We start from the raw sequence: 14961 nt of genomic DNA, 5'->3' as shown, positions 1-14961 counted from the left end.
TCGGTGCGGCGTCGTTTAGTCCGACGCTTCGCGCGCCGCCGACGGGTCCCGCAGAGCAGCGAGGCGGCGCTGGCGTTCGTCGTCGGATAATCTTGCCGCCGACGCGCCGCGGACGCTGCGCGCGGGCCGCTGCGCCCGCGCGAGCAGGCGCAACGTGGCCACCGATCCGGCGATGGCCAGCAGCATGGGAATCGCCAGATCGTGGTTCACGTGCGTGAACTCCAGCATCAGAACCGCAGCGGTGAGCGGCATCTGCATCGACGCCGCCAGGAACGCCGCCGCGCCCACGATGGCAAACGCGCCTGCCGCCAATCCCGGCCACACCTGATTGACGAGGCCCGCAATCACGATCGCGAGCAGCGCGCCGTTCGTGAGCCCCGGTGTGAGCAGACCGCCCTTGGCGCCGGCGCGCAGCGAGGACGTGGTGATGAGCACCTTCAGCACCAGCAGCGTGGCCGCGAGACCGATGCCCAGGCTATCGTCGAAACTCAGGCCCGCCGGGCCTTTGCCATTGCCGGGCAGCTGCGGAAACCAGATCGCCAGCACGCCAATCGCCGCGAAATTCAGCAGCGAATAAACCGGCAAGCGCCAGTCTTTGGGCGAGGCCTCGCGCGCGCGATTCGTCACGCGCGTAAACGCGTGCGCCGCCGCGCCGAACAGCGGCCCGCATAGCACCGACCACACCACGAGCTGCGCATTGATCGTGTAAGCGGGCACGTGATACTGCTGCTCGTCGCCGAGACCGATCCATGCGACCACCGCCGCAATCGCGGAAGTCGTGATTGCCGGCACGGCCGCCGACCAGCCGAAAGTGCCCAGCAGCACTTCGAGCACGAAAACCGCGCCACCGAGCGGCACGTTGTACACCGCGGCGAGACCCGCGCCCGCGCCGCACGCGATCATCACGCGACGCTCGGACGCCGTCAGGCCGGTGCGCCGCGCGAGCCAGCTCGCCACCACTGCACCGATCTCGCGCGGGGCGACTTCGCGCCCGAGCGGCGAACCCATCGCCACCGTCACGATCTGCAGCAGCGCATGCACGATGGTCGAGATCATCGGCATACGCGGGCCGCCTGGCTTGATCGACGCGCTGATGCTCACGAGCTTGCGCCCATAGCGATAAAGCGCCCACCAACCCAGACCGCCGATCAAGCCGCACGCCACCAGAGCGGCCACGCGCCGCCACGGCGCAGTGCCCGTTACGCCTTGCAGAAAGCTCTCGTTGCTGATCACGTGCGCCTGGCTGTAGCCGTAGGCGACGTGCTGGATCGCGTGCAGCAGCAGCGCGAGCAGCATGCCGCCCAGACCCGCGCCGATGCCGGTGAGCACGGTCACCACGGCGAGCGTGACGAGCGGACTGCGTGCGGGCGGGCGTTCGGTGTCGGGGCGGGCGCGAGAGCGCGGAGCAGGATCGATGGGCAGCACGGCGGGCGGTATGGCGTGAAGAGGAAGAAAAGATAGGCGCGGCATCAATTGTAACGACAGCGTCTTTCGGACGGGTTCGCGCTGCGATTCCCGTTCGCGGGGCGCACGAATGTTATCCGGCGTCTGTTTTTCATCAGGCTTACAGGGCGAATGAATATAAGCAAGAGGTTGACGCCATACGATCCAGCTAGCGTTGTGGATCTTTCGTGAACCAGACGGAAATTACTGAGAGTTGGGCATCGCGCCTCGCTCTTTGCCCAAGCCTTTGGGCTAACGCAAAGTGGTGACGGGGAGCAGGTCATACAATCAGGAGAGGATTTTTCCGATTCAGAAGGCTTATAAATGATTAGTTATCTTAAATTGTTGGGCGCAATCTATCTCGTCGGCATTGTGCTATCGCTGGGCGCATGCGGCGGTGGATCCCCCGTGCAAGGTTCTGCTACGCCGGTGCCGGGAACCGATGTGCTGACGCCTTCCGGCAATACGACGCCGGCCCCGGTCGAACCTGCCTCCGATGTGCCAGCCAATTCCGCGGTCGCGCGCTTCATGAGCGTCGCGCCGGCAACGGGGCAGAGTCCCAAATACGCGATTTCACCGGCGATCGAATACCAGCTGGGGATGGTGGTGACCAGCAGCGCGAGCGACAAGGAGCGCGCGCTCAATCCGGACGGCACTCCGCAGGTCGATCAAAACGGCAAACCGGTCTATGTCAACGCGACTCCGGATGTCACGCCTATCCACGGCTGGCTGCGATATCCCGTGGCGAGCGCTTCGCCCGATGTGCCGGCCGGCCGTTATCCGGTCATCCTTTTCCTGCATGGCAATCACACCCCTGCGGTGCCGAATTATCAAGGCTATGACTACCTCGCCCAGGATCTGGCGCAGCAAGGTTACGTGGTGCTGTCACTCGACGCCAATGCGATCAACGCCGCCGCGCAAGGCGACAGGTCCAGTCAGTCGCGCGCGCAATTGCTGCTCGGTACGCTGGACCGCTTGCGCCAGATCGACGCCAACGGCGGCCCCGGCGTGCTAAGCGCGCTACGCGGCAAACTGGACTTCGAGCGGGTGGGCATCATGGGTCATTCGCGCGGCGGGCAAGGTGTGTCGTACGCCATCAAGTACAACCTCACGCGCGTGGGTGTGACGCAGCAGCAATTCATCGCGGGGATTGCCGCGAATCCGGCGAAGTACAGCGCATGGCCCGATCTGGTCGCCGCCGCAGGCAACGGTGCGAACGGGAATGCCAGCGGTTTCGACGCGGCGTTGGCGGAGTACAACATGTTCTACGCGGCGGGCGGCTCGGCCGCGCCCTACAACATTCGCGCGGGCATTCTGCTCGCGCCCACGGATTACGACCAGAACGTCGGCGTGAGCAATGTGCCGGTTGCGATGGTCGCCGCGACGTGCGACGGCAACGTTATTAGCATGGATGGCGCGCACGCCTACGATCTGAACCGCTTCGGCACCCAATACGATACAGCGCCGCGCTTTCAGGTGGTCGTCAACGGAGCGAATCACAACTACTTCAATACGATCTGGACGCAGGACGACGTCGTCGCGGGGGGCGGCCAGCAATTGAACAGCGATTTTCAGACGTATTGTTCGCCCACACGCGCCGATACGCCGCGACTCTCCGCCGACGATCAGCGTCGCGTCGCGACCTTCGTCGTCAATTCGTTCATGCGCTATTTCGTGGGCGGCGAAGCTCAGTTCGCCGGCTACTGGAGCACCAGCGCGCGTCTGCCCGCGACGGCGTGTCCGGGTGGCGCGGAGACTTGCGACGAACGTGTGCTGCTCTCGGTCCAGAAAGACGCAACGCGTTCGCGGGTGTTACAGCGATTCGAGTACGCCAACGCGCTCGCGGGGAATGCATTGGGTGGCGCGCTCGTGCTGTCGGGCTTCGACCAGATCAGTGCGTGCACGATTCCTTATTCGCCCACGCCGTGGTCTTCGCCATCGTGCATCCCGGCTTCGCCGGACGCGTTTATCATTGCCGGGCATTTGAGCGCGTCGGGCAGATTCGGCGGTGGCGGCTACGTGTCGATCGCCGACGCGGCGCGCCTGGTCTGGTCGGCGCCAAACGCGAAAATCAGTGAGTATCTGCAGGGCGCTTCCGCGGCGGGTTACGATTCGCTCACCTTTCGCATTGCCGTGGTGCGGCCGATGGGGCAGGAGGTGGCGGTGACCTTGACCGATACCAAAGGGGCGTCGGCCACCGTCAACGCGAGCGATTTCAGCGATGCGGTGTATCTCGCACCCAAGCCGAAGGGCGCCGGGCGGCCGCTGATCGACGACCCGCAGGACGTGTCTTTTTCAGGCGTGGGAGCGCCGATGCAATTGCTCAACATGGTTGCAATTCCGCTCGCCGCTTTCACGGGTGTGGATACGACGAGCCTGGCGAGAGTCGACCTCGCGCTTCCGAAGGCCTCGGGCATGCTGGCGTTCACCGACCTCGAATTCCAGAACCTGGGACGCGGATCGCAGTGAACGAGTGTTTTGAACGCGTGCCGAGGCGCAACAGGCACGCGTAAGCGCGGGATGGCTGGCGCCCCTTGCCGCCGGGGCGGTCATGCCAATCCCGCGATGGCGCTTTACCTTGCGCCGCCTCGCCGGTCACGGCCACCGAAGCCTTGGCCGTCAACATCCTGAACGTCAAGCTCTCCTGCGCAACTGCTCCAGCGCACGCGAAACCCCCGCCGGGCAATCGGCGACATCAGAGCTTATCGCTCGCTGTTAACGCTCGCTGCTAACGCTTACAGGTAGCTGCAAACGTAGTCGAGCGTTTCGGTCACTTCGATATCGAAGCGGCTCTTGCCCGGCACCGAGAACGACTCGCCTGCGCCATACGACTTCCACTCGTCGCTGCCGTCCAGACGGATGCGGCACTTGCCGGCCTGCACTTCCATCAGTTCGGGCGCGTCGGTGCCGAAGTTCAGCTGGCAGGGCAGGATCACGCCAAGCGTCTTGCGGCTGCCGTCGGCGAACAGCACGGTGTGCGACACGCACTTGCCGTCGAAGTAGACGTTGGCGCGTTTGATAACGGAAACCTGGTCGAATTGTGCTGCAGCCGTCATGGCAGTCTTCCTCTGGGTCGTTCGTGAATGGAATTCGAGCCCGCCATCATACCGGGCCGAAGGCGTGCGGCGTAGCGCCCAATAAGGCGCATCGCCCCTGCGGAGCGCTTCGAACGCGCATGGGACGCGGCGTCGAATAGCGGGATTTTGTCAGCTCAAGCATGCAAAGCGCAAATTCAGTGTTTACATATTCTTAACGCTTTATTACAATTGCTGAAGCGAATGAGAAACATTCTCATTCGCAAAAACGACAACATCCCAGCATTTCCTGGCGTGGTGGACGCGTGGCGTCCCGCGGCGCACAGGCGTGCGCCTTCGATCAAACCGCTCAACCATGTCCGTCATCTTCCCGACGCGGATGCGCGCAGTCGCGTCCGTCGCAGCCCTGTATTGTTCCGGTTTCTTCGCCACGCAGTTCGCGGCTCAGGTGGCTCACGCCCAGGCTGCGCCCGCCGTGCCGGCCTCGTCGAGCACCGCCGCCGCAACGCAAAACGCCGCTTCGCAAGGCGCCGCCGAGGCCACGCTGCCCGCCGTCAAGGTAAGTTCGTCCGCGCCTTCGGAGATGCAGACCAAATCGCTGTCCTCGTACAAATTCACCTCGCCACTCATCGACACGCCGCGCTCGGTCACGGTGATCCCGCAGGAAGTGCTCAAGGAGAAGAACGTTTCGACCTTCGAGGATGCGTTGCGCACGGTGCCGGGCATCACCTTCCTGGGCGGCGATGCGGCGGCGAATCCGTCGGCGGACCGTCCGGTGATTCGCGGCTTCGAATCGCGCAATTCGATCTTCGTCGACGGCATGCGCGACTCGGGCGTGCAGAACCGCGAGACCTTCGACGTGGAGAACATCAGCGTCGTCAAAGGCCCGGATTCGGTGTACGCGGGGCGCGGCTCGGTGGGCGGCAGCATTGACATCACCACCAAAACGCCGACCGCCGATAACTTCATCAACGGCAGTGTCGGTCTGGGTACGGACAGCTATCGCCGCGCGACCATCGACTGGAACCAGAAGATGACCGACACCAGCGCGTTCCGCCTGAACGTGATGGGTCACGATTCCGATGTGGCGGGCCGCACCAATGTCTACAGCAAGCGCTGGGGCGTGGCGCCGTCGGTTGCGTTCGGTCTGAATTCGCCGACCACGGTTACGCTGAGCTACTACCATCTGAACACCTACGACATGCCGGACTTCAGCGTGCCGTTCCGTTCGACGGGTGGCACGCCGATCCCGAGCAATCGCAGCCAGTTCTACGGCCTGAATTCGCGCGACTATCGCCGTGGCCAGAACGACACCGGTGAAATCAAGGTCGAACACCGCATCAACGACGCGTGGAAGATCAGGAACACGACGATGTTCGGCCGCTCGACGCTCGATTACATCGCCACCAATCCGCAGCTCACCAGCGCCACGTCGAACATCCTGAGCCTGCAGGCCAAGAGCGGCAAGTACGCGACCAACAGCGTTTCGAACCAGACCGAAGCCAACGGCAAGTTCGATCTTTACGGCATGCGCCACACGGTCACGGCGGGCGTGGAATTCAGCCACGAACAGGACCTCTACGAGGGCTACCTCGTGAGAGACGCGGCGGGCAACAACATCCGTTCGGGCGGTCCGTGCTCGATTGCGTACAACTGCACGAGCGTGAATAGCTGGAACCCGAACAACCCGTGGACCGGCAGCATTGTGCTCAACGGCGACAAGAGCTTCCCGGGACCGGCCACGCACACGCGCACGAATATCGCATCGGCGTATCTGTTCGACAGCGTGCAGCTTTCGGACCGCTGGATCTTCAACGCGGGCATGCGCTTCGACCGCTACGATGTGAACGCGCAGCAGCAGGGCGTCGCCGATCTGAGCAATACGTCGAACCTGTTCAGCTATCAGTTCGGCCTTGTTTTCAAGCCGATTCACACGGTCAGCCTGTACGCCTCGTACGGCACCTCGTCGAATCCGCCGGGTTCGAACTCGGGTCTGGGCGGCGGCACCGACCAGATCACGGCGGCCAACCAGGATCTCGCGCCGGAGCGCTCGCGCAATATCGAGGTGGGCGCGAAGTGGGACGTGCTCGATCAACGTCTGTCGCTCACCACGGCGCTGTTTCAGACCGACAAGACCAATGCGCGCGTGAACGACGGTCTGGGCGGCATGATCAACGCGGGGTCGCAACGCGTGCGCGGTTTTGAATTCGGCTTCGCGGGCAATGTGACGAACAAGTGGGCCGTGTTTGGCGGCTACTCGTATCTGGACGCGATCACGACCAACGCCGGCCCGACTTCGCCGCAGAACTCGGGCTTGCCGATGGTGATGGTGCCCAGGCACAACTTCACGCTGTGGACCAGCTACGACGTGATGCCCAGGCTCACGCTGGGTGCGGGCGCAACGATTTCGAGCCTGACGTATGCGTCGGTATCGTCGACCACGCGCAAGTGGATTCCGGGCTACGCACGCTTCGATGCTTCGGCCACGTGGCGCGTGTCGAAGAAGGTCGATCTGCAGCTCAACGTGAACAACATCTTCGACAAGCAGTACTACCAGAGCGCATATCCGATTTACGCGACCTGGGCGCCGGGCCGCTCGGCGATGGTGACGCTGAACTTCTATCAGTGATCGCTTGAACAGGCGTTCAATGCAATGAGAACGCCTGGTGTGCACTGCGCCGCAAAGGCTGGACACCCATCCAGGCTTTGCGGCGTTTGCCGTTCAGACGCCCGCGTTGCTCAATGCGGGGGATTGACCACCACGTATTGCACGGTTGTCCCCGCATATTGCGGCTGATAATACGTCGAGCCGCATTGCTGGTAGGTCACGCCGTTGATGGTCATGGCCGAACAACTGGGCGGCAGGCTATGGACGATCGAACCCACCACGGCCGCCGTGCCGACTACCGCGGTGGTCACGGCGGCGGCCGTTGCAACCGGATGGTCGTTGTACCAGTTATTGTGGCTGTCGTTGTAGTTGTTGGCGACGTTGGCCCGGTTGTTGCTGATGTTCGTTGCGGCACTCGCACGATTACTGCTGATGTTCGTCGCTGCGTTGGCGCGGTTCGAGCTCGCTTGCTGCATGGTGTTCTGTCGATCGCTGGCGCGCGCCGTGCGGTTGGATTGCCGCGTCGCGACATTGGCCTCGCGCGCGCTCTCGCGGTTGGCACTGTTCACCGAGGTCTGCGCGCCGCCACGAACCTGAAACGCGCCTGCGGTCGTGGCAAGGCCTGCGGCCAACAGCGCCGCGAGCGCTGCCGTGAAGAATTTTTTCGAGTGCATGGTGATCCCTCGATTGAATATTATTTACCGTCGCCGGCTTGCACGAACTTGATCGGATGGGCGTTTTCAGGAGGCGTGAATTTGAATGTGGCCGGGGTGATCTGAGCTGCCAGATTCCAGTGATACACCGCCGTGTATTGCGGCCGTTCCTTGTCCGACGTCGTCACGATATTCAGCTTGCAGGGCAGCGGTTGATCGCCCTTCTGAATCCAGATTTGCCAATCCAGATGCTTTTCATGATAGGCATAGTGAGAACAGGTATTGCCGCTGACCACCTCGTCTCCGATATAGGTTGCGGAAATGACGCTGGAGAAGGCGGCCGGGTCCGCGCCCAGCGAGAAGATGTCGCTTAGCGGCAGATCAATGCCATATTTGTCTTCGAGATCGCCGATCAGTTCGTGAATCGTCGATGGCGCGGGCACTGTCGCGTAGTAGTTGCCCGGTTCCGTGTAGAGCGAGAAGGTCTTGCCATCGTAGTAAGCGTGACGGCTGGCGCCAGGCGCGCCGCCGACAATATCCGCCTTGAGCGAATCTGGGCGGCTGACCGTCATCTTCGTGTTGTGGGATAGCTGGATCAGTTGGGTTGTCGCACCATCGACCATGATTTGGTCCGTCGTCGAATCGACATCGAGATCGAATTGTTTGACGGTTTGCAAATAAGCATTCATTTTTACCAGCGCATCGATGGCTTCGGCGTCGGGTTTATGTGCGGCAGCGGGGGCGGCTGCCTTCGATGCAGCGGATGCCGCACCACCAGAAGCATAGAGTGCGCCGGTAATTGCGGCCAGAAGCACGAATTTTGTCAATTTGTGAGTCACTATTTTTCTCCTCAAATTGGCCCACCGGCCGATTTCGAAACAGTGAGCTTCAGTGTTCAATAAATTCATCTGTACCGCGAAACATCTCTTTGATCTTACTGCGTGTTCACATATGACGGTTCGCTGCAGGCCGGGTCCTTTCTCCCACCTCAAAAGCAAAAATGCCGTTCAGTCTTTCAACTGAACGGCATCGCATTAAAAGCGCGTTACCTGACGTGCTAAACCCTGCTTACTTGCCCTTGGTTTCTTCGATCACATCGCCCGTGACGGCAACCGAAGCCTCGGCGGTCAGCATCATGAACGTGAAGCTCTCGTGCAGATAGAGCCGTACGCTTTTATCGTCATGCGACGAATAACCGATCGACACATCCTGGCCCAGATGCAACACAAAGTCGCCGCCGCGCGTGCTGACGATCGCGCCGCCGTCGATAGCTGGCGCCCAGATGATCTCGCCGTTCACGAGACGGCGGATGTGTTCGAGAATCGGGTAACCCTGATCGCTTGCCTCGCTTACCGCCGTATAGGCGTCCGATCCCAGCAGCACCGCATACGGACCGTCCACGCCCTGCAGGCGCAGTTGTTCCAGTGCGTGCGCGATCACGGCCGGGTAATCGACGATATCGGCGGGCAGGTGCAGCGTGGGGTTCGACGTGCCTTCGCGGATGCCGGTGATCTGCGCGGCCTTGTAGCCGTCGAAGATCGCGCGATCTTCGGCGAAGGCCAGACGCGTGGCTGCATCCTTGGCAGGTTGCCAGTCGGAATCCTGCGCGCCGCGCTCGACGTCGTCGATGGCGTCGCGCGAGAGTTCGAACGGCACGCGCAGTTCGACCAGCGCCTTCACTTCGCGCTGGCGAGCGCGGATGCCGTCGAATGGCGCTTCGATGCCGTTCTGGTGACCCGTGCCCACGCCGGCCAGATCGGCGCCGCCAGGGCCTTTCAGATCCACGACGCGGCGGCCCGCAAGCGAGCGTTTGAAGGTGCGCGCGACTTCTTCTTCGATCTGCGACCACGCCGCCGTGGAAACCGGCGCGAGTTCGCGATGGAGATTATTCATACCGGGGTGCTCCTTTGAGGGATCCGATGGCGAGCGAACCGTCCGCGGACAGCGCGGCGGCGGGCTCGGATTCAGTGTCGGCCTGGGTCTGATTCTGGCTGTCCACCGTGACGGTGGCGGCAGCGCCCGGCGCCCGATCGGCGAGTTCTTCGAGCAGCGGTTGCGAGGGAACGAAGAACAGGCCGCCGGTGACGGCGCGGCTGAAGTCCAGCAGGCGGTCGTAATTGCCCGGCGGCAGGCCGACGAACATGTTCTCCAGCATCTGCTCGATGGGCTGCGGATCGCGCGCGTAGCCGATAAAGTAGGTGCCGAATTCGCCCTGGCCGGGATGCCCGAACGGCATGTTGTCGCGCAGGATCTTGATCTCGTTGCCTTGGGCGTCGTCGAGCGTGGTGAGCGAGCTATGCGACCAGCTCGGCTTCACGTCTTCGTCGAGTTCGATGTCGTCCAGCTTGGTGCGGCCGATGATGTGTTCCTGCGCCTCCACGGGCAGCGCGTTCCAGCCTTTCATATCGTGCAGGTACTTCTGCACCAGCACGTAGCTGCCGCCCGCGAAGCCGGGGTCTTCGTCCTGGATCACGGTGAAATGAACCGCTTCGTTGCCCACCGGGTTTTCCGTGCCGTCGACGAAACCGACCATCGAGCGCATGTCGAAGTTGCGGAAACCATGCACTTCGTCGACGGTTTTGACCGCGCCTTCGAGGCGCTTCATCAGTTGCGTGGCGAGTTCGAAGCAGAGGTCGGTCTGGTCGGCGCGGATGTGCATCAGCAGGTCGCCGGGCGTGGCGACGGCCTTGCGCTCGCCCGTGCCGAATTCGCGGAACGGATGCAGCCCGGCCGGGCGCGCCCCGCCGAACAGTTCGTCCCAAGCGTCTGAGGAAAAGCCCACCACGCAAGAGAGATTGCCATTGGGTACGCGCTTGCCGACGGCGCGCACGAGATTGGCGACATCGGCGCACCAGGCGCGCACGGTGGCGCGGCTGGTGGCATCTTCGTTGACGGTGGCGACGATGAAAAAGGCGCTGCGCGTGACGGCGCTGGAGACGGACTGCGGTTCCTGCGTGCTTGAGGCCGGCGTCATGATGTGGGGTATCGCTCGAATAGTCTGGTGCGGGTGGGTGGCGCGCAAGGCAACGCGCGGGCGCGCGGGCGCCGCCTGCGGGCCGTGTGCCGCATAGTGTAGCCAAACTCGGAAAAACGGGCGGCTTAGCCGTAGAGCCATGTTGCGACGCACGCGCGGCTGCCAGAGGGCTGCCAGAGGGCTAGCTGCGGCCGCCCGGTTTGCCATCCGGCGTCACGACGTGGGAGCATAGTCGCCGTGCAGGCTGTTTTTTCCGGAACCAGCGGTGAGTGCTGACACGAGAGGAGACGCACCATGTGGGATCACACCGAGCACGAAGGCTTCGAAATCTGGGTGCTGCCGATTCCGGCGTTCGGGCCGCGTTCGCCCGAACCGCTGTTCCACTACAGCGGCTATATCTGCCGGCATGGCGCGGATGCGCATCTGGAAGGGCGCAGCGTGCGCTTTCACGATCTGATGCGCAATTACATCGGCCCCGACGCCGCTCTGGACGCCGCCTACAGCGACGCGCGCCGGCGCATCGACCACTTTCACGCGGCGGGCAGTTGGGGCGACGGGCCGGAAGGCTAACGTCCGCCCGACACCACCAGCATCACGGCGCGGCCCTCGCAGCCCTCGCTGCCCGGCATCGTGATGGCGCGCCAGCCCGCGGGCGGGCCGCCGCTTTTGCCGTCGAGCACGATGGGCGTGCGGTGGTCGCGATCGACGTAGGTGGTCAGCACATTGAACGGCCAGGACGCGCGCCGCAGGCGCTCGTGCACCAGCGAGCCAACCCAGATCGGCGTGAGTTCGGGGCCTGGCAGCGGCGCGGCGATGCTTTGCTTGCCGAGGCCGACCACTTTGACATCGCTTGAATCTTTCGCTTCGTTGACATCGCTCGCGCCGGGTGTTGCGGGCGTCGCGGGCGTCACTGCATCGGCCTCCAAGTCGATGCGCGCGTCTTCGGCGGCCGTCGAGCCCGCGCGAGCGGCCAGCGCATAGCCGGTCGGCCAGAAGCGCAGCACGTCGCGGCGGCTGCCTGGCCGCGCGGGGTCGTCGGGGATGTGCACGCGCGCGAACACCAGCGGCGAGGGCAGGCCGTTATTGAGCTTGGGCAGCAGCGGCAGCGATAGCGCATCCACGTTCGGCGCGATCAGCGACAGCACGCTCTTTGCCGTGAACTGGCCGCCTTCGGTCCAGCCTGCTTCATGCAGCGCGGCGCGCAGGTCGGCGGCGCTGGCGGCCCACTGGAGCGTCATCGGCTCGCGCCGTTCGCCCTTCATGTCCACGCGATAGCAGGCGAGGTTGCGCCAGAGCGTATCGGTCCACGTCATCTGCGCAACCACCGTGGACGCCTGCGTGTCGCGCGAGGCGAGTTCGGCTTGCCGCTCGGCCCCGCCGCGCTGCAGCACGAAGGCGATCGCCAGCACCGCGAACACGACCGCGGGCATCACATTGCGCTCGGAAGGGCGCGCGGGATACCGCCACAGCGACAGCAGCACGACCGCCGCCACCCAGATCGACGCGAAGGCCGCGCCGCCGATGGCGTCGGAGAACAGGAAGCGGTCGAAATACAGCCCCGCGAAAGCCACGCCCACGACGATGCCGTTGCCGACCGTCGCCACGATCGCCGCCTCGATCATCTTCACGCGCCGCACCAGCAGGAACATGGTGAAGCCGTAGACGATCACCATCGACGCCACGCGGTCGCTCGGGAACACGTAAGCGCCCACGTGCGCCGCGCCCGGCGAGCCGTGGTGAATGGCGAAGCGCAGCACGAGGATGAGCGCCTGCGACAGCGCCGCCGCGAGCATCCAGTAAGTGATGGTGCGCCAGCGCCGCTCGACGGCCATCCAGGCGGTCACGGTCAGCACGAGCGCGGCGAGCGTGTAGTTGCTGCCGAGCGTTTCGACGTGGGCGAGCACCGTATCCGCCCAGGTCGTATGGATCGACAGGAGGAACTGGCGCACCGACTGGTCGATCTGCACGAGCGGATCGCCGCTCAGCAGGTTGCCGAGCACGTAGGAGAACACCGCGGCGCAAAGCGGCACCAGCGCCGTGATGGCGAGCACCGCGCCCAGCGCGGGCTGGCTGGGGTCGAGCAGGCGCACCAGACGGCGCGCCGCCGCGCCTTCGTGCTGCGCGGCCCAGCGCGACACGCCGCGCCGCGAGGCGCTGGCCCAGCTGTCCAGGTGCGCCAGCATGACGTGCGTGAAGCGCCAGACCAGCCACAGCGTCAGCGCGATGATGGCAAGCGCCACCACCAGCCGGAACGACACCGCGCCCGCCAGTTGCAGCGATGCGCCGAACACCACGCCCGGCAGGATGTGAGCAGGCGCCCAGACCAGCGCCGAAATCACGTTCATGACGAAGAAGCGCCACGGCGCCATGCCGGCCATGCCCGCGACGATCGGCACCACGGCGCGCAGCGGCGCGACGAAGCGCGCAAGGATCACGCTGCGCGTGCCGTGGCTGACGAAATAGGCCTGGGCTTTTTCGAGGATGGCGGGATGCTTGCTGAACGGCCAGAAGCAGGCAATCCGGTCGCGGTAACGATGGCCGAGCCAGAAGCTCAGCGCGTCGCCCGCCACCGCGCCCGCGATGGCGCAGACGAACAGCCAGCCCAGATTGAGCGTGCCGGTGCCCGCGAACGCGCCCGCGATGAACATGGCGGTGCTGCCGGGGAAGAACGTGCCGACCAGCGCGAGCGATTCGAGGAACGCCGCTACCACCACGAACGCGAGTGTCCAGCCGGGGTAATCGGCGAGCAGGTGCAGCAACTGGACGTAGGCGTGCTCCATATCGAAGGCGTGGTGTCGTACCACGCGCAATATAACCGGCTGCGCCGATGAGCGTGCGATGCGGTGTCGGCGGCAACCGCGGCTCCCGTCAGCGATGCTGAAGAAAGCGTCCCGCGGCGCGTGCCTTGTGCATACGCGGCGGGGCGCTGGCATAAGCTTTCACCCGCAACTCGCGGTCCTGGCCAGCGCGCTGGCCAGGACCGCAGCGGGCCGCCAAGACGCTCAGATCACGCCTTTTTCCTTCAGTTGCTCAAGCTGCTCGTCTGTATAACCGAGCGTCGCGCCCAGCAATTCGCGCGTGCCTTCGCCGAGTTGCGGCGGGGCGCGGCGCACCGGCATGCGCTCGCCGTCGAAGCGCCAGGGCGGCGCGAGGACCGGCGTGGTGCCGCTTTCCGTGTGCGGATGCGGCTGCTGTGTGACGAGACCCGCCTCGGTGGCGCGCGGCGACAGCAACGCCTCGCGCAGGCCTGCGACTTCGCCGCACGGAATGCCCGCTTGCGCGAGACGTTCGAGCAGCAGCTTGCGCGCACGGGCGCCCAGTTCGCGCTTGAGTTCGGGCAACAGTGCCGCGCGATTCTGCGAGCGCAGGATATTGGTCTTGTAACGTGCGTCGTCGGCGAGATCGGGGCGCTCGATGACTTCGCGCGCGAAGCGCTCGAACTGGCTGTTGTTGCCGACCGTGATGACGAGCGGGCCGTCCGCCGCATCGAATACGCCATACGGCACGATCGACGGATGATCGTTGCCGTAGCGCGGCGGATCTTCGCCCATCACCAGCGCTTCCAGCCCGTAGTAAGCGGTGATCATGAGGCCGCAATCGAACAGCGCCATTTCGATGTGACGGCCGCGTCCGCTGCGCTCGCGCTGGAACAGCGCCGCCAGCATCGCCTGCGCCGAATACATGCCCGTGAACAGATCCACGGCCGCCACGCCAAATTTCAGCGGCGGCTGGCTTGCTTCGCCGTTCAGCGCCATCAAGCCCGCTTCGCCTTGCACCACGAGATCGTAGCCGGGGCGCTTGGCCTCCGGCCCGGTGCGGTCGTAGCCCGAAATCGAGCAATAGATCAGACGCGGATTCTCCGCGCTCAACTGCTCGTAGCCGAGCCCGAGCTTTTCCGCGCCGCCGAACTTGAAGTTCTGCACCACCACATCGCAGGTCCTCGCCAGATCGCGTGCGATCTGCTGGCCCTCGGGCGTTTGCAGATCGAGCGTGATCGAACGTTTGTTGCGGTTCACGCTGTTGAAGTAAGCGGTTTCGGTCTGACCGATGCGCACGCCCCAGTCGCGCGTATCGTCGCCGCGATCGGGATGCTCGACCTTGATGACCTCCGCGCCTAGGTCGCCGAGCACCATCGCGCTCCACGGCCCCGCGAGAATGCGCGAGAGATCGAGCACGCGTACGCCCGCTAGCGGCAGGCCTACTGGCTGGCCCTGGTTTTCCGTCTGCATCAGCAGGCACTCCTGATTC

General features: G+C 64.3%; 11 protein-coding genes. 3 read left to right on the top strand and 8 right to left on the bottom strand.

Annotated elements, in window-relative coordinates:
- Positions 1-15: 15 nt before the first annotated feature.
- Complete coding sequence (locus F4827_RS09360; RefSeq protein ID WP_409258779.1) at positions 16-1416, bottom strand: chloride channel protein; 1401 nt, start codon at positions 1414-1416, stop codon at positions 16-18.
- A 435-nt stretch (positions 1417-1851) separates the two neighbouring features.
- Here F4827_RS09360 and F4827_RS09355 point away from each other — a divergent pair, with 435 nt between their 5' ends.
- A complete protein-coding gene (locus F4827_RS09355) occupies positions 1852-3912 on the top strand; it encodes a hypothetical protein (RefSeq protein ID WP_183723698.1) in 2061 nt (686 codons plus the stop codon).
- Positions 3913-4178: 266 nt separating this feature from the next.
- On the opposite strand, the gene F4827_RS09350 is transcribed toward F4827_RS09355, so the two are convergent.
- Positions 4179-4499 carry a pyrimidine/purine nucleoside phosphorylase gene (locus F4827_RS09350; protein WP_027816991.1) on the bottom strand — a complete coding sequence of 107 codons (321 nt, stop codon included), beginning with the start codon at positions 4497-4499 and terminating at the stop codon, positions 4179-4181.
- A 334-nt stretch (positions 4500-4833) separates the two neighbouring features.
- Between F4827_RS09350 and F4827_RS09345 the strand changes: the two genes are divergently transcribed.
- On the top strand, positions 4834-7107 hold the full coding sequence (locus F4827_RS09345) for a TonB-dependent siderophore receptor (protein ID WP_183723697.1): 2274 nt from the start codon (positions 4834-4836) through the stop codon (positions 7105-7107).
- A 110-nt stretch (positions 7108-7217) separates the two neighbouring features.
- On the opposite strand, the gene F4827_RS09340 is transcribed toward F4827_RS09345, so the two are convergent.
- The 4 genes from F4827_RS09340 to F4827_RS09325 form a co-directional block, all read right to left on the bottom strand.
- Complete coding sequence (locus F4827_RS09340; protein WP_183723696.1) at positions 7218-7760, bottom strand: DUF6515 family protein; 543 nt, start codon at positions 7758-7760, stop codon at positions 7218-7220.
- A gap of 20 nt (positions 7761-7780) precedes the next feature.
- The gene (locus F4827_RS09335) at positions 7781-8578 is read right to left on the bottom strand and encodes a DUF2092 domain-containing protein (RefSeq protein WP_311672993.1); all 798 of its coding nucleotides are present in this window, start codon (positions 8576-8578) and stop codon (positions 7781-7783) included.
- Between the two features lie 229 nt (positions 8579-8807).
- Entirely contained in the window at positions 8808-9632 is an 825-nt protein-coding gene (locus F4827_RS09330; protein WP_183723694.1) for a family 1 encapsulin nanocompartment shell protein, read from the bottom strand.
- Positions 9625-10713 carry a Dyp-type peroxidase gene (locus tag F4827_RS09325; protein ID WP_183723693.1) on the bottom strand — a complete coding sequence of 363 codons (1089 nt, stop codon included), beginning with the start codon at positions 10711-10713 and terminating at the stop codon, positions 9625-9627. The genes F4827_RS09330 and F4827_RS09325 overlap by 8 nt, the downstream gene beginning before the upstream one ends.
- A 294-nt stretch (positions 10714-11007) precedes the next feature.
- Here F4827_RS09325 and F4827_RS09320 point away from each other — a divergent pair, with 294 nt between their 5' ends.
- A complete protein-coding gene (locus tag F4827_RS09320; protein WP_183723692.1) occupies positions 11008-11283 on the top strand; it encodes a hypothetical protein in 276 nt (91 codons plus the stop codon).
- On the opposite strand, the gene F4827_RS09315 is transcribed toward F4827_RS09320, so the two are convergent.
- Both F4827_RS09315 and F4827_RS09310 read right to left on the bottom strand, forming a co-directional pair.
- Entirely contained in the window at positions 11280-13517 is a 2238-nt protein-coding gene (locus F4827_RS09315) for a VTT domain-containing protein (RefSeq protein WP_183723691.1), read from the bottom strand. The genes F4827_RS09320 and F4827_RS09315 overlap by 4 nt on opposite strands.
- Before the next feature lie 198 nt (positions 13518-13715).
- On the bottom strand, positions 13716-14942 hold the full coding sequence (locus F4827_RS09310; RefSeq protein ID WP_183723690.1) for a CaiB/BaiF CoA-transferase family protein: 1227 nt from the start codon (positions 14940-14942) through the stop codon (positions 13716-13718).
- Between the last annotated feature and the right edge of the window lie 19 nt (positions 14943-14961).

Origin of the sequence: Paraburkholderia bannensis (assembly GCF_014200455.1) — a bacterium.
GTDB lineage: Bacteria > Pseudomonadota > Gammaproteobacteria > Burkholderiales > Burkholderiaceae > Paraburkholderia > Paraburkholderia bannensis_A.
The sequence above is the reverse complement of the archived record's forward strand: the minus strand, read 5'-3'. Positions and strand labels throughout refer to the sequence as shown.